A 15,108-nucleotide genomic window follows, 5' to 3' on the forward strand; every position below is an offset into this window, starting at 1 on the left:
CAAACGCCCCGGGTGACACCGCAGTCCGCTTGGATACCGCTCCATTCCGAAGCGGACAATCGGAACTCCACCCGTTCCAATCGTTGATCCTCGTTAATCAGACTACCTGGAAGCGGACCTTCTCGGAGTCCGAGAAGGGTCGGAAGCGGAGGTTGTCTCATCGCCCAGAAGCCGACGTCCGGCCATGGACACATTCGGGCCGTCCATCGATTTGAGAGATCGCTGGCGTAGCGGCGGGATGGGGACGTTCGGACCGGCCTCACCGTCTCACGTCGCGGTGTTCGCATGGGCCGGCGCGATCACCAGGGCGGTCAGGACGACGAGCACGACGACCGGCAGCGCGATGCAGCCGAAAGCCAGATGGGCGATCCCGAAGGCTCCGCACAAGGCGCCCGCCGCGAAGGCCACGATGGCCGGCAGGACGCGCAGCAACCGCGCGCGCGTCTGCGCGGGGTTCCCGGCCGTTCTCAGGGCGAGATCCGTCGCGTCGATGACGGCCTGGCTCACACTCACGGTCATCACCGTGGTCGGGGCGAGATGACCGAGGGAGAGACGGCCGATCGCGTTCTGCACGCCCATGGCCGCAACGGCGAGCATGCCGACGGCCAGGGCCGGGGCGCCGTCCGGCGCATCGAGGGGCGACAACACTGCCCCGCACAGGCCGAAGCCCGCGAGGAGGGCCGCCTCGACGGCGAGCAGCCAGGGCAATGGATCGGCATCCCGTCGCTCCAGGAGCAGCCCGAGGATGCGGGCCCCCGCCACAGCCCCCATGAAGACGGGCAGCGCCAAAAGTTTCGCCAGGACGCCGGTCGAACTGGAGACCAGTTCGGCGCCGATCAGGACGAAGTTTCCGGTGACGTGAGCCGTGAACAGGCCGGTCAATGCGATGAAGGCCGCCGCATCGACGAAGCCGGCGACGAAGGCGAGGGCGGTTCCGGCGGACGCGCCGCCACCGGTGATCTGCGGTTTCACGAGAATATCCCTGGTTTGCGGACGATCATGGCGCTGCGCCGCACTCATTGCCGAAGGGCGCGGCGGGAGGTCCGTGAGAGACGGTTAGCCCGCCGAACTCCAGGGCGGTAAGAATATCGGCTATCATGAACCGTGATGAGCAACCTCAACGTCGACCAGATCCGCTCCTTCCTGACCGTGCTCGAAAGCGGCAGCTTCACGGCCGCCGCGCAGGCGCTCGGCGTGCGGCAATCCACGGTCAGCGGGCATATCGCGCGGCTGGAAAAGGCGCTGGACCGATCTCTCCTCATGCGGGACACGCATCGGGTCGCCCCGACGCCGGACGGCCAGGCCCTGATCGGCTTCGCCCGCGAGATGCTGGAGGCGCACGACCGGCTTCGCGCCTTCTTCTCACCGGGCGGCCTGCGCGGCCGGATCCGCCTCGGCGTCTCCGAAGACTACACCCTGTCGGCCCTGGCCCAGGTTCTGGCGCGCTTCGCCGACCGCCACCCCTCCGTCGATCTGCAGCTGACGGTCGGGCTGAGTCGGGCCCTCTATCAGGGCTACGATGCGGGCGAACTGGACGTGATCTTCTGCAAGCGCCGGCGCGGTGATCCGCGCGGCGAGCTGGCCTGGGCGGAGGCGCTGATCTGGGCGGGCAGACCGGGCTTCATGCCCGATCCTGCGCTGCCGCTGCCCCTGGTCCTGTATCCGCCGCCTTCGATGACGCGCACCCTGGCCCTCGATGCCCTCGAAGCGGCGGGCCGTCCGTGGCGGATCGCCTGCACCAGCGGCAGCCTGATGGGGGTGCGCGCCGCCGTCGAAGCGGGCTTGGGCATCGCGCCGCACTCGGCCAGGGTCATGCCGCCGGGACTTGCCCCGATCCCGACCATGGCCGGGTTGCCACAGATCGGCGACGTCGAGTTCGTGGTGCTCGGCCCGGGCCGCCAGCACGCCGTCGCGACGGCGTTGCAGGAGACGATCCTGGCAAGTTCGGCGGAGCTACAGGCCGTCTCCGAGGTCTGAGTGGGGTGGGGATCAGTCACCGTCCCCCCAACCCTCGAACCAAGCGGCGCGATTGTCCACGGGGAGGTCTCCCGTGGCCTGCCCCCATGCGGTGACCCGGCTGCGACAGGGGTGCATCGCCGGCGTGAAGGCCGCCCGGCGCGCGGGGCCGCCTCAGGCCGGCAATCGGGCCTGGTCCGGCTGGATGCCGAGGGACAGGGGCGCGCCGTCGTCCATGGCGGCGAGGCGCGATACCGCCATGTGGTGGAACCGGGTCAGGCCCTTGTACTCCACGAGTTCGGGCGGGAGGGTCGCCAGGACGCGGTGAAGGCGCTTGCGCCACTTCTCCACCCGCTCGATGTCCTGCAGGCTGATCAGGTAGCAGCGGATCCCGAACAGGATCGCGTTGGAGCGCGGCAGGCGGAACAGGGTCTGCAACTCCACGCGCAGGTGGAGCTTGCCCGCGATGTTCTCCGCCGTCACGGTGGTGCGGTCGGGCCCCCAATCGGGGTAGTTCTCGGGCGACGTGTCGAGGCGCGGGTTGATCGTCATCGTCCAGTTCAGCCGGCGGACGGGATGCCCGTACTGGAGACGCAGGAGATATTGCAGCGCCCGGTCGAACACCCCGATCTCGTGCGCCAGCGGCACCGGCCCGTGCCACTCGTGGAAGCTCATGCCGATATCGAATTCCAGCGACCAATCCGCCTGCGTGGTGACCATGCCGCCATCGACGTAGAGGTTGTCGTCCCGGTGATCCTGCAGGGTGAAGTCCCCTTGAGCCTGCCGGGTGATGTACTCGAACGGGCCGCAGGGGAGGGTGGACGCGTCGCCGAAGACGAAACGCTGGTCGAGGCCCAGGGGACGGTTGATCCAGTGCCACGCGGTGCCGTCCCGCGTCAGGCCGAAATGCTCGGGGTAGTCCGTGGACAGGCTCTCCATCAGGAGCTCGAGCGTGTCCCATTGCGCCGGCATCATGTGCGGCAGCACCTGGCATCGCTTCGGATCGTGATCGAGGACGATCGCGCGCTCCCTGCATTCGGCGACGTAATGTTCGTCCACATCGAACGCGTGATCGAAGACCGGCGACGTGCCCGCTTTCCCATGAGGCTCGATGTTCACCGAGTACATGTATGTGTCTTCGCCGAACGGGAACGGAAAGCGGAGCACCGCCGCGTCGCTGTTCCGGTAGGAGAAGTCGTCCCGGAAGGTTTCGTCGGTCTTGAACTGAATACCCATCTCAGCTTCCTTTTACCCAGCGGTGCCGATCCCGACCGATGGCCCGGATCGGCGCGTTCGGCGACGTCCCGCCGCCGCGCGGTCGTCCGGTCTCAGAAATCGAGCACGAGGGTCCCGGATCTGGCCCGGGAGACGCAGGTCGCGATGAGGCGCCCCTCCGCCTTCTCGGCCTCGGACAGGACGTGATCCCGGTGATCGGGGATGCCCTCCACGAGGGGCAGGAGGCAGACGCCGCAGGCGCCCCCCCGGCAGAGGCAGGGAGCCTCGATGCCTTCGCCCTCCAGCGCTTCGAGCAGGGTCTGCGACGCCCCGACCGCGATCGACCGGCCGGACCGCGCCAGGGTGACCATGAACGGCTCGCCGCCCTTGTCCCCGCCGAAACTCTCGCGGTGGATCGCGTGCGGCGTCCAGCCGAGGCCGCGCGCCGTCTCCTCGACCGCATCCATCAGGCCCTGCGGCCCGCAGGTATAGACATGGGTTCCCAGAGGCTGGTCGGCGAGGAGGGCGGCGAGGTCCGGCCGCTCCCCCCGTCCGACGCCATGGACGTGAACGCCCGCCGCATCGGTACCGAGCAGGGCCCGGAAGGTCTCGACCTCGTCGGGGGCGCAGAACTGATGCAACTCGTAGGCGGCGCCGCGCAACGCCAGGACCGGCCGGTAGGACAGGAACGGCGTCAGCCCGATGCCGCCGGCGATCAGGATGTGCTTGCGGGCCAGGGATGCGATCGGGAACAGGCTGGCCGGCGCACTCAGCTCGACGGCGTCGCCGGTCTTCAGCCTATCGTGCAGGAAGTGGGAGCCGCCGCGTGATTCCGGAACACGGCGGACGATGATCGCGTAGTGATCGCGCTGATCGGGCGGCGTCACCAGGGAATAGGCGTTCTGCCAGACCCGGTCCGGCCCCCGCAGGGTGACGAGGACATGGGCACCCGGCGGCGACGTGGGAAACGCCCCGCCGTTCTCGGGAACGAAGCGGAACCGTTTCAGCGTCGGGTTCAGGAGGTCGATCTCGGCGACGCGCGCCGACAGCTTGCCGTCGAGGATCATGAATAGGCCTGCTCTGCCGGAGGGACTTCGCCGGCGACCTCGGCATCGATCTTGACCCCCATGAAGGCCGACAGGCGCCGGGAAAAATGATCCCGCACGAACAGGTTGGCGCCGCAGCCGTCACATCGGACGATGGTGGTCGTCACGCCGTGATTGAACGTCCGGCAATGGACGCAGGCGACGCGCCGCGCCTGCGTGCCGGACTGGCACTGGAAGATCTCCTGCTTGGTCATTCCGGCGCGCTGCGCCGTATTGAAGACATCCCACAGGAAGCCCTCCGTCCCGCTCACATAGAGCCGCAGCCCCATGCGCTCCTGCGCAAGGCGATGGTCGAGGCGGTCGATGAGGTGTCGCGGCGAACGGAAGCCCCGTTCGTGGACAGTCCCGGAGGGTGGGATCCGGCCCTCCTGGTCGGCGGCCGCGACGAACCAGACCTCCACCTCCCTGCCGGGCAGGGCCTCGAAGCCGTAGGAGGGCGAGTCGGACACCAGCAAATGACGGAGCCCGGACGCATCCATTTTCAAGGATTGATAAACCGGCCGACTCTTGATGGACTGATCTGACATCGACCTCGTCTCGACAATGGGCGGTACGGCGACCGGCCCGAGAACCGGTTGAAAGGCCGGTTGAAGGACCGGATCGACGACCGATAATGGCCCGATCCATGCGGGCGGCGGCCTGAGCGGACCGCGCCGACCCTCAGGGGCGACCTCGGTGGAGCCTCGAAAGCCCGACCCGTCTTGCTTGCGCAGCGAATTGCTTCTCTAAGAGAATTTCATTTTCTCCAAGAGAACAACAATGTCAATCACCGTTTTTGACTGGAGCCCGAGCCAATAGGTCGAATGCCGGTTCGATGAGCGGCGGGCGATCCTTTCATCACCCGCCCCCCCTCATGGGCCGCACATCCCGTTCAGGACATGCAGGGGCGCGGGGGACGCGAGCAGGCGGGAGGCCGCGGTGACCCGCTCGAATCGGGAAGGCTCGGCCCGATCTCTCGTCATGCCCGCAATCGACAAGCACCCATGCCTATTTACTGGTCATAACTGGTCGAAAATCAAATCTCCTGGAAAATTTCGATGCAATTCCGCTGTTCGCTCAGTGGAGAGCCACGATAGCGCTTGACAGCGGCTCAACCGAAGAGAAATGAATGTTCCTATAGAGAATTTGAGGAGTTCGACCGGCAGCCTTCTGCTCACGTGGTGCGCCGGACCCGCATGACCGGTGCCCCCCGGCATGACCCGACGCCATGGTTATATGAAAACACTTCGCGTGACGATCTCCGTAAAGATGGGAGATTTCCATGCTGTCGACGACATCTCGACAATCAAGCCCCTAGCTTAGGGCTTCTCATGAACCTCCCGGTCGGCACCGTTTCTCGCTCGTGACACGACGGGACGGTGGGAGTTTCGTGAGAGACACTTGAAACGTCCTTCGGAAATTCTTGTGCGGCGCCCCTGCACCTGCGGGAATGGCGCCCTGACAAAGACGACGCTCCGAGTGCTTCTCGACCCTGCCGATCCCGCGCGGACATCGATCGCCCCGGGATCACAGCCTCGACGAGGGCACGAGCCCGAACCCTCGACACGACGAATGGAGAGCTGAATCATGAGCACCGGACTGGCATCCTCGGCAAAGCCCGTGGCGGGCTTGATGTCCCCCGCCACCGGGACGGCCGAAGACGGCAAGCTGCATCGCAGCATCAACTGGACGGGCGCGTTCTGGGTCGCGAGCGGTGTTCCCGCCCTCGTCCTGTTCTCGGTCGGCGGCATTGCCGGCAATACGGGCAAGCTCGCCTTCCTGATCTGGACGCTCTCCATGATCATGGGCTTCATCCAGTCCTTCACCTATGCGGAGATCGCCGGCCTGTTTCCGAACAAGTCGGGAGGCGCGTCGGTCTACGGGGCCGCGGCCTGGGTCCGCTACACCAAGCTGGTGGCGCCCCTCTCGGTCTGGTGCAACTGGTTCGCCTGGTCGCCGGTCCTGTCCCTCGGCTGTTCCATCGCGGCCTCCTACATCATCAACGCCGTGGCGCCGCAGCCGACGGCCACGTCGCCGGCCGTGGTGCAATGGCTCGCCACCAACGGCGCCAGCCTGCAGATGGCCGATGCCGACAAGGTGACGGCGGCCATCGCCGCCGTGGCGCCCGGCATCCGCACCTGGACCCTGTTCACGACCACCCTCGGCCCGGTCTCGCTCTCCCTCAACCTGGCCTTCTTCATCGGCGCCGCCCTGATGCTCGGGGTCTTCGCCGTGCAGCACCGCGGTATTCTCGGAACGGCGAACGTCCAGAAGTATATCGGCCTCCTCGTCATCATCCCGATGTTCATCGTCGGCGTGGTCCCGCTGCTGATCCACGGCGTGAACTGGGAGAACTTCTCCCCCCTGGTCCCCCTGGCGGCACCGGCCGCTCCCGCGCCGGGCGCCTGGAACATCACGGGCTGGACACTGGTCCTCGGCAGCATGTTCATCGCGGCCTGGTCGACCTACGGGTTCGAGACGGCGATCTGCTACACCAGCGAGTTCCGTGACCCCGCCAAGGATACGTTCAAGGCGATCTTCTACTCGGGCGTGCTCTGCCTCGTCCTGTTCACCCTCGTGCCCTTCACCTTCCAGAGCATGCTCGGCGTCGAGGGGATGCTGGAGGCCTCCATCGTGGACGGGTCCGGCGTCGCGGCGGCATTGGCTCACATGGTCGGCGGCGGTCCCATCGTCGAGAACTTCCTCGTCATGCTGATGATCCTGGCCCTCGTGCTCTGCATCATGACGGCCATGGCGGGATCCTCGCGTACCCTCTACCAGGGCTCGGCCGACGGCTGGCTGCCGCGCTACCTCAGCCACGTCAACGAGCACGGCGCGCCGACGCGGGCGATGTGGACCGATCTCGTCTTCAACCTCGCGATCCTGGCGATCGCCTGTGCCGATGCGACGAGCTTCTTCTTCATCCTGGCCGTGTCGAATTGCGGCTACATCATCTTCAACTTCCTCAACCTCAACTCGGCCTGGATCCACCGCATCGACTCGGCGCATATCCCGCGCCCCTACCGCGCACCGACCTTCATCCTGGTGCTCGGCGGCGTCTTCGCCTTCGTGAACGTGATCTTCATGGGGGCGGGCGCGAAGGTCTGGAACCCGATCGCCCTCTGGGCCGGCCTCGTCACGGCGGCCCTGATCATCCCGGTCTTCTGCTACCGCCACTATGTCCAGGACGGCGGCAAGTTCCCGGCCGAGATGTACGAGGATCTGCATGTCGGCCCCGAGGGGATGGTGAGCCGCCGGCGGGCGGGAATCCTGCCCTACCTGACGCTGGCCGCCGGCGTCGTGGTGCTCCTCCTCTCGAACTGGTTCTTCCAGCTCTGATCGAACCGGGCTGCCGGGCGGTTCGCCCCCGGCCGCCCGCCCGCGGGACGAGACGGGGTCCCGCCCAATCAAAAAACGGAACGCTAAGGGATAGCCGCCATGAGCTACACAGACCTCCCCCGCCAGTCGGCCCTCAACGAGCGCCACCTGGCCCTGGGCTCGACACTCGATGCCGAGTGGAACGGGATGCCCATCCCGCAATCCTACAGTACGGACCGCTACGAGGAGACGACCATCGTCCGCTCGCGGGCGGGCCTGTTCGACGTCTCCGGCCTTCGCATCGTCAACGTCTCCGGCCCGGACGCGGAAGCGATGCTGAACGCGATGCTCACCAGCGACGTCGGCAAGATCGGGCAGGGCCGATCGGCCATCAGCAACATCGTCGACGCGAACGGCTCCCTGATCGACGACGTGCTGGTCTACCGCGACGGGCCGCAGGCCTTCCGCGTCTCGCATGGCGGCGGCAGCCTCGAAGACGTCCTTCCCGAATTCACCGAAGGCCGCGCCGTGGAGGCGGCCCGCGACGACGACGTCCACATCCTGTCGCTGCAGGGACCGCTGGCCCTCGCCATCCTCGCGCCGCACACGCCGTTCGACCTGCCGACGCTGAAGTATTTCGAGCATGTCCGCACGATGCTGTTCGGCCGCGACGTGTCCCTGGCGCGGGGCGGCTACTCGGCCGAGCGCGGCTACGAGGTGTTCTGCGCCGCCAAGGACGCCGTCGCCATCTGGGACGCGATCATGCAGGCCGGCGAGCCCTTCGGCATCGTGGCGGCCTCCTGGGACTGCCTCGACATCGTGCGCGTGGAAGGCGGCCTGCTGTTCTTCCCGTTCGACATGCCGAAATCCGACACCACGCCGTGGGAAATGGGCCTCGCCTGGACCGTCGACCTCGACAAGCCGGATTTCCGCGGCAAGGCCGCCCTGCTGGCGAGGAGGGGCACCGAGCGTTTCAGCCAGGTCGGCCTCGAGATCCTGCACCATGAGGCGGTGACGCCGGGCGCCATGATCGTCAAGGACGGCCGCGAAATCGGGACCGTCAACAGCACCACCTACAGCCGGCACCTGATGAAGTCCCTCGGCCTCGCCCACCTGCCGCCGGAGCTCTCGGCCCTCGGCACGGAGGTGGAGGTCCAAACCGAGACCGGCCCGCTGGTGGCCCATGTGGTGCGGACGCCGTTCTACGATCCGATGCGCCTGCGCACCCATCCGGCAGACGAACGGACCGCTTGAGCGGAGCGGCGACTCCCCGCTACCGTGCGGTTGAGTGGGCAGGCGGCGTCCCTCTCCCCAATGTGACGACGTTGTTCACACATCTCGCGGGATGCGGGGGTCCCCTCTCCTGGAAGGAGAGGGACAGGGTGAGGTGTGCGAGCTTTCCGGAGATGGACCACACCTCACCCCAGCCCTCTCCTTCCAGGAGAGGGAGCCTGTCGCGGCTCATGTCGATGTCTTCGACTGGATAAAATAGCCGTCGAGGAGATGTGTGAGTCCGACAGCCCCCTTGTGGGGAGAGGTTAGGAGCGGGGGTGATTCCACCAGCCTCCGCAGCAGCAGGAGGGTCGCCCAACCACCACACCTCCAACTCCTCCCCGCAAGGGGGAGGAGTTGGAGGTGTGCATCCCGCGAACGAGATGAATGCCGTAAGCCCTCAGGCCGAGGGAAAGAACGGGCTGAATCTCTTGATGAGATCGCGCTCGGACGTGACCTCCGCCTTCCGGTAGATGCGGATCTTGCAGTTCTTGATGGTCCCCTTGCCGATCCCCAGGCTCTGCGCGATCTGGCCCGTGGCCTGGCCCTTCATCGTGAGGGTCAGGATGTCCCGCTCCCGCGGGGTCAACGCCACCAGCACCTCCGCCGCCGCCCGATAGCCCACCGACTCGTCCGGCATCGCGGGTTTCGGACCGAGCATGAAGATCCGGCCGCCCGGCGCCAGGGCGAAGTCGCGGTCGAAGACCTCCGATGTGATCACGTGATCCCGCGCATGGACCGTCCGGATGGCGTCCGACGGCGCCAGGGTCTCGAGCATCGGCAGGATCGAGGCATCCGACTGGACCGCCCGCGTCCAGGATTCATTGGCGAACACCTCCACGTCGTGGCGGTCGCGGATCAGGGTCGGGCGGTTGACCAACCCGTCCGCCTGCGTCCCGTCGGTGTAGCGCAGGTTGCTGAAGAGATGGCCGAGATGGCTCCTGTGGCACCCCTCCAGGGCGGGAAAGACGAGCTTCGCCCGCCGGATATCCTCTTGTGAGAAGACGCCGCGCTCCCGTTCGAGGAACAACCCGAAGCAGCAATGCCCCACCGTCGAGAAGAACATGCCGAGCTCATCGGAAATGTTCGCGGCCGGCCTGAAGATCTTGCTGTAGAGGATCGATTCCGGGCTGGTGTTCCCGATCTCCGACAGGGTCAGGATGCCCGGCTTGCCGCCGTTCTTCCAGTAGAGGGAGAAGGGATCGATGCGCAGACACTTCTTGTTGTAGAACTCCACGATCTCGCTCGGAACCCCGGTCGTGTAGAGCACGTCGGGCGGGGCCACGCGCGAGTACCGGATGATCCATCCCGAGTCGCTTTTCACGCAGAGAGCGAACAGGGACAGCAGGTTCCGGTGAAAGCGCTCGGTTCCGATGGAGGCGGCGACGTCGCCGAAGCGATCGTACCATTCGGCGGTGGCCAGCGGATCGGGTCCGCTCCGGATCGGTTCGTCGTTCATCCTGAAACGGTGCCATTCCCCATGAAGCGGGCGCGTCGTCGAGGCGCCCGGCCTCGGGCACGTTAAGCCGACCCGCGCCCCGCCCCAAGCTCACTCACGTTAGACGAGGACGATCCCTCGCTCCGCAAGCGACTGGGTCCACATATCTGCTCAACGGCTGTTCGCTCTATCCAGCGGGTTCGACATGAGGCGCACCGGAACTCCCTCTCCTGAAAGGAGAGGGGACCCGCGCATCCCGCGAGATGTGTGAATACTTAGCCCCGCCGGGAAAGGGATAGGCCCGCGCCGGACGTCCGAGAAGTGCCGCCCGGTTCGACTGGGATGCCTGGCATGGTTCTCGCTTAACAGTAACCCCCTTCTGGTTTGCAATGCACACCTGAACGACGACAGTAGTGCCAACAGTCACTATTGCACCGCCCTTTCTCCCACGCGTATGAATTTTCTCGACAGGAATGTTTCGACGAGGTTTCGCCCTCGCCGGCTCTATCCTGGGGGGAGAATGGTCTTTGGCGGAGGTCCGGCACCGATCGGGAACCCGCCATCGGGAGGCCCGGCCCGCCCGGCTCACGAGACATGGAACGGGGATCTGATCATGAAGAAACGGGTTGCGATCATCGGCGCGGGTCCGAGCGGCCTCGCCCAGCTGCGCGCCTTCGAGGCGGCGCGGCGCGCGGGGGAGGAGATTCCCGAGCTCGTCTGTTTTGAGAAGCAGTCCGATTGGGGCGGCCAATGGAACTACTCGTGGCGGACCGGCCTCGACGAGAACGGGGAGCCGGTCCACAGCAGCATGTATCGCTACCTCTGGTCGAACGGCCCGAAGGAGTGCCTCGAATTCGCGGATTACTCGTTCGAGGAGCATTTCGGCCGGCCGATCCCGTCCTATCCGCCCCGCGCCGTGCTGCACGACTACATCGCCGGGCGGGTCGCGCGCAGCGACGTGCGCAAGTACATCCGCTTCTGCACCCCCGTCCGCTGGGTGAGCTATTCGGAGGAGACCGGCCGGTTCACCGTGACGGCGAAAGACCTGATCAAGGACGAGCATCAGGTCGAGGACTTCGACTACGTCGTGGTGGCGAACGGTCACTTCTCGGTCCCCAACGTCCCGAGCTTCGAGGGGCTGGAATTCTTCCCCGGCCGCGTGATGCATGCGCACGATTTCCGCGTCGCCGACGAATTTTCCGGCAAGCGCCTGCTGATGATCGGCGCGAGCTATTCGGCGGAGGATATCGGCACGCAATGCATCAAGTACGGCGCCACATCGATCACCTTCAGCTACCGCACCAAGCCGATGGGCTTCGACTGGCCGGCGGGTTTCGAGGAGAGGCCGCTTCTGGAAAAGCTCGTCGGCAACACGGCCTATTTCAAGGACGGCACCGACACCGAGGTCGACGCGATCATCTTCTGCACGGGCTACAAGCACACCTATCCGTTCCTGCCGGACGAGCTGCGGCTGAAATCCCATAACTGCCTCTACCCGGCGGGAATCTACAAGGGCATCTTCTGGCAGTCCAACCCGAAGCTGATCTATCTCGGGATGCAGGACCAGTATTATACCTTTAACATGTTCGACGCCCAGGCCTGGTATGCCCGCGACTACATGATGGGCAAGCTCGCGCTGCCGGGTCCGGACGAGCAGGCGGCCGACATCGCCAAGTGGCTGGCCCATCAGGACACGCTCACCAACCCGTTCGAGGCGATCGACTTCCAGACGGAGTATGTCCGCGAACTTTTGGCAGCGACGGACTATCCGCCCCTCGACGTCGACAAGGTCGCCGACCTGTTCAAGGAATGGGAGCACCACAAGATGGAGGGCATCCTCACCTACCGCGACCGGTCCTACCGCTCCACCATCACCGGAACGGTCTCGCCCCCGCACCACACCACCTGGATGAAGGCCATGGACGATTCGCTCCAGGCCTTCATGGGCCTGCCCCAGGCCGCGGAGTGAGCGCGTCGACCTCTTGGACTCATGCCGTTCCCCGGCTGCCATCACCGGGGAGCGGCATCCGATGGCGATGACGGCCCCGTGCGGGGCGCGTCGGCCCGCATCCGTTGCGACCCGTTCACACTGGATAGCCGAATGAACCAGATCTGGATGCAGCCCGAGGGCGCGTTGGGAGCGGCGGCGGCGCGCACGCTCTCGTTCTCGGCGAGGGGAGGGGCCTGTGCCGTCTTCGAGGTCGAGGCCGGGGATCGCCTGCGCATCGTCGACCCGGAGGGGCGCCAGCCCGCCCGGCTCTACGCCAGCCCCGGCGCGTTCGGACCGGTGGCACCGGAAGAGCCGGGCATCCCGACCCTTTCGGAGACCCTGCGCGAGGTAGGAGACGGGGCCGGCGGCAGGTCGGTGGAGGCCGCCCTCGCTTCACGCGGCATCGCGCCGTCCGGCCTCGAAACCCATGCGCTGTTCCATGCGGAATCCCCGCCGGGATCGACCTTCCACGCCACGGCGGCGGCAAGCTCCGTCTGCGTTCTCGTGATTCCCGGCGGCCCGATGGCGCCGGATGCGCAGGACCCGCCAACCGACCTGCGGGTGGAGATCGAGCCCGCCACATCCCTGGAGGGGAGGGCGCCGCCGCCGCTGGCTCCCCCGCTCCTCGACCTGCGCGTGAAGGCCGCGACGGCGGAGGCTTTCTCCGTCAAGGCCGGCCAGTACATCCAGATCATCGACGTGGACGGGCGCCAATGCGCGGATTTCCTCGCCTTCGATGCCGTCGCCCTCGAAGCGGGTGACGAATACGGCCTCGACGCCACCACCACGCATACCCTGATGGGATCGACGGCGCCGAAGCCCGGCCTGCTGTCGAAGTATTTCGACGCGCGCATGATCCCCCTGGTGGAGATCGTCCAGGACACGGTCGGGCGCCACGACACGTTCATGCTCGCCTGCTCGGCCAAGTATTACGAGGATATGGGATATCCCGGCCACTCGAACTGCACCGACAACTTCAACGCGGTGCTGCGCCCGCATGGAGTCCGGCCCAAGAAAGGCTGGCCGGCGATCAACTTCTTCTACAACACCGTCGCCGGGCCGGACGATACGATCACCATGGACGAGCCCTGGTCACGCCCGGGCGATTACGTCCTCCTGCGGGCGCTGACCGACCTCGTCTGCGCCACCTCGTCCTGCGCCGACGACATCGATCCCGCCAATGGCTGGTGCCCCACCGACATCCACGTCCGGGTCTACGATGCCGACAGCGCCTTCTCCAAGGGTATGAGCCACCGCATGACCCCCGACGCCGAACCGCGCCTCACCCGCGAATCCGGGTTTCACCCGCGCACCGCCGCCCTGACCCGGAAGATGGAGGATTATCGCGGGTTCTGGGTGCCGACCTGCTTCAACGCCGCCGGCCCGCTGGAGGAATACTGGGCCTGCCGTGAGCGGGCCACGATCATGGATCTCTCGGTGCTGCGCAAGTTCGAGGTGATCGGACCCGATGCCGAGGATCTGATGCAGCTCGCGGTGACGCGCAACGTGCGCAAGCTCGCCGTCAACCAGATCGTCTACACGGCGATGTGCAACCCGCATGGCGGAATGATCGACGACGGCACGCTGTTTCGCCTCGGCCAGAACAACTTCCGCTGGATCTGCGGGGACGAGTATTCCGGCCTCTGGCTGCGCAAGCTCGCCGAAGACCACAAGCTGAAGGTCTGGGTGAAGAGCTCCACCGACCAGCTCCACAACGTCTCCGTCCAGGGGCCGAGATCGCGGGCGATCCTGTCCGGCCTCGTGGTCAGCCCGCCCCAGGAACCCGCCATCGACGAGCTGAAATGGTTCCGGTTCACGGTCGGGCGCATCGACGGCGTACCGATCCTGGTGTCGCGGACCGGCTATACCGGCGAACTCGGCTACGAGGTCTGGTGCCACCCAAGCCAGGCGACCGCGATCTGGGACTCGATCATGACGGCCGGCGAGCCGCAGGGGCTCACGCCGATGGGGCTCGCCGCCCTCGACATGCTGCGGATCGAGGCCGGCCTCGTCTTCGCCGGATACGATTTCTGCGACCAGACCGACCCGTTCGAGGCAGGCATCGGCTTCACCGTGCCCAAGGACAAGCCCGACGCCTCTATCGGATCGGAGGCCGTGGCGCGGCGGCGGGACAACCCGCACAAGCGGATGGTCGGCCTCGACGTCACGGGCAACGAGCCCGTCGGGCATGGCGATCCCGTCTATGACGGCCGGACCCAGGTCGGGATCGTCACCAGCGCCACGAAGTCGCCGATCCTCGGCAAGACCATCGCCCTGGCGCGCCTGGACGTCTCCGCGGCGGCCCTCGGCCGGTCGGTGGAGATCGGCAAGCTCGACGGCCATCAGAAGCGGCTTACCGCCACGATCGTGGCGTTTCCCCATTTCGATCCCAAGAAGGCGCGCGTCCGGGCGGAACCGCCTGCCAAGGGTGATCAGGGACAGGGCGATCAGGGGAAGGGCGATCAGGGGAAGGCCAGCCTCGCCAGGCCCTCGGCGGAGACCGTCGCAACGGCCGGAATCCCCGCTTGACGCACCTCAGACACCTCCCGGTCACGGTCGATTCTCCCTCGGAGCACGACGGCGCAGCGGGAGGCGTCTGAGAGACACGAGAGCTGCGCCCGAGCGGGTTGGGGCGGGCACAGCTCTCGGCCTTTGTCGTGCCGCGCTCTTTTTCGCCGAACCGGCATCCACTTCGGCGAAGAGCGCTCTGGATCTACGCCCGACCTCGTTGGGTCGGGCGTAGATCCAGAACCGACCGTGAGCGGCAATTTCGTGAGGCACCGTTACCTTTCTCGCCTGCACCTGCGATGTCAACGAATAGCATCGACAATCGT

At 66.4% G+C, this 15,108-nt stretch carries 10 protein-coding genes; 5 read left to right on the top strand and 5 right to left on the bottom strand.

What is annotated here, in order from left to right; all coding sequences use genetic code 11:
• Positions 1 to 267: 267 nt before the first annotated feature.
• A complete protein-coding gene (locus K368_RS0115840) occupies positions 268 to 972 on the bottom strand; it encodes a YoaK family protein (RefSeq protein ID WP_027173178.1) in 705 nt (234 codons plus the stop codon).
• 135 nt (positions 973 to 1,107) lie between these two features.
• Between K368_RS0115840 and K368_RS0115845 the strand changes: the two genes are divergently transcribed.
• Entirely contained in the window at positions 1,108 to 1,977 is an 870-nt protein-coding gene (locus K368_RS0115845; RefSeq protein WP_036266385.1) for a LysR family transcriptional regulator, read from the top strand.
• A gap of 153 nt (positions 1,978 to 2,130) precedes the next feature.
• Here the strand turns inward: K368_RS0115845 and K368_RS0115850 are convergent, their stop codons facing one another.
• The 3 genes from K368_RS0115850 to K368_RS0115860 all read right to left on the bottom strand — a co-directional run bounded on the left by K368_RS0115850 (position 2,131) and on the right by K368_RS0115860 (position 4,726).
• Entirely contained in the window at positions 2,131 to 3,192 is a 1,062-nt protein-coding gene (locus K368_RS0115850) for a DUF3445 domain-containing protein (RefSeq protein WP_027173180.1), read from the bottom strand.
• Positions 3,193 to 3,284: 92 nt separating this feature from the next.
• Positions 3,285 to 4,238: a PDR/VanB family oxidoreductase gene (locus K368_RS0115855; RefSeq protein ID WP_027173181.1), complete on the bottom strand. Its 954-nt coding sequence runs from the start codon at positions 4,236 to 4,238 to the stop codon at positions 3,285 to 3,287.
• On the bottom strand, positions 4,235 to 4,726 hold the full coding sequence (locus K368_RS0115860) for a dimethylamine monooxygenase subunit DmmA family protein (RefSeq protein WP_245259592.1): 492 nt from the start codon (positions 4,724 to 4,726) through the stop codon (positions 4,235 to 4,237). Before K368_RS0115860 ends, K368_RS0115855 begins: the two co-directional genes overlap by 4 nt.
• A gap of 1,162 nt (positions 4,727 to 5,888) precedes the next feature.
• Between K368_RS0115860 and K368_RS0115865 the strand changes: the two genes are divergently transcribed.
• Both K368_RS0115865 and K368_RS0115870 read left to right on the top strand, forming a co-directional pair.
• The gene (locus tag K368_RS0115865; RefSeq protein ID WP_027173183.1) at positions 5,889 to 7,595 is read left to right on the top strand and encodes an APC family permease; all 1,707 of its coding nucleotides are present in this window, start codon (positions 5,889 to 5,891) and stop codon (positions 7,593 to 7,595) included.
• Between the two features lie 99 nt (positions 7,596 to 7,694).
• On the top strand, positions 7,695 to 8,828 hold the full coding sequence (locus tag K368_RS0115870; protein WP_027173184.1) for an aminomethyltransferase family protein: 1,134 nt from the start codon (positions 7,695 to 7,697) through the stop codon (positions 8,826 to 8,828).
• Between the two features lie 418 nt (positions 8,829 to 9,246).
• Here the strand turns inward: K368_RS0115870 and K368_RS0115875 are convergent, their stop codons facing one another.
• On the bottom strand, positions 9,247 to 10,305 hold the full coding sequence (locus K368_RS0115875) for a LuxR C-terminal-related transcriptional regulator (protein WP_027173185.1): 1,059 nt from the start codon (positions 10,303 to 10,305) through the stop codon (positions 9,247 to 9,249).
• A gap of 592 nt (positions 10,306 to 10,897) precedes the next feature.
• On the opposite strand from K368_RS0115875, the gene K368_RS0115880 reads away from it, so the two are divergent.
• Both K368_RS0115880 and K368_RS0115885 read left to right on the top strand, forming a co-directional pair.
• The gene (locus K368_RS0115880; protein ID WP_027173186.1) at positions 10,898 to 12,253 is read left to right on the top strand and encodes an NAD(P)/FAD-dependent oxidoreductase; all 1,356 of its coding nucleotides are present in this window, start codon (positions 10,898 to 10,900) and stop codon (positions 12,251 to 12,253) included.
• Positions 12,254 to 12,385: 132 nt separating this feature from the next.
• Positions 12,386 to 14,803 carry an aminomethyltransferase family protein gene (locus K368_RS0115885; protein WP_027173187.1) on the top strand — a complete coding sequence of 806 codons (2,418 nt, stop codon included), beginning with the start codon at positions 12,386 to 12,388 and terminating at the stop codon, positions 14,801 to 14,803.
• Positions 14,804 to 15,108: the final 305 nt, after the last annotated feature.

Source organism: Methylobacterium sp. 10, from assembly GCF_000519085.1.
GTDB lineage: Bacteria > Pseudomonadota > Alphaproteobacteria > Rhizobiales > Beijerinckiaceae > Methylobacterium.

Coding starts and splice junctions, on each gene's coding strand:
- K368_RS0115870 (WP_027173184.1), top strand. CDS start 7,695: ATGAGCTACACAGACCTCCCCCGCCAGTCGGCCCTCAACGAGCGCCAC.
- K368_RS0115845 (WP_036266385.1), top strand. CDS start 1,108: ATGAGCAACCTCAACGTCGACCAGATCCGCTCCTTCCTGACCGTGCTC.
- K368_RS0115850 (WP_027173180.1), bottom strand. CDS start 3,192: ATGGGTATTCAGTTCAAGACCGACGAAACCTTCCGGGACGACTTCTCC.
- K368_RS0115855 (WP_027173181.1), bottom strand. CDS start 4,238: ATGATCCTCGACGGCAAGCTGTCGGCGCGCGTCGCCGAGATCGACCTC.
- K368_RS0115880 (WP_027173186.1), top strand. CDS start 10,898: ATGAAGAAACGGGTTGCGATCATCGGCGCGGGTCCGAGCGGCCTCGCC.
- K368_RS0115875 (WP_027173185.1), bottom strand. CDS start 10,305: ATGAACGACGAACCGATCCGGAGCGGACCCGATCCGCTGGCCACCGCC.
- K368_RS0115885 (WP_027173187.1), top strand. CDS start 12,386: ATGAACCAGATCTGGATGCAGCCCGAGGGCGCGTTGGGAGCGGCGGCG.
- K368_RS0115865 (WP_027173183.1), top strand. CDS start 5,889: ATGTCCCCCGCCACCGGGACGGCCGAAGACGGCAAGCTGCATCGCAGC.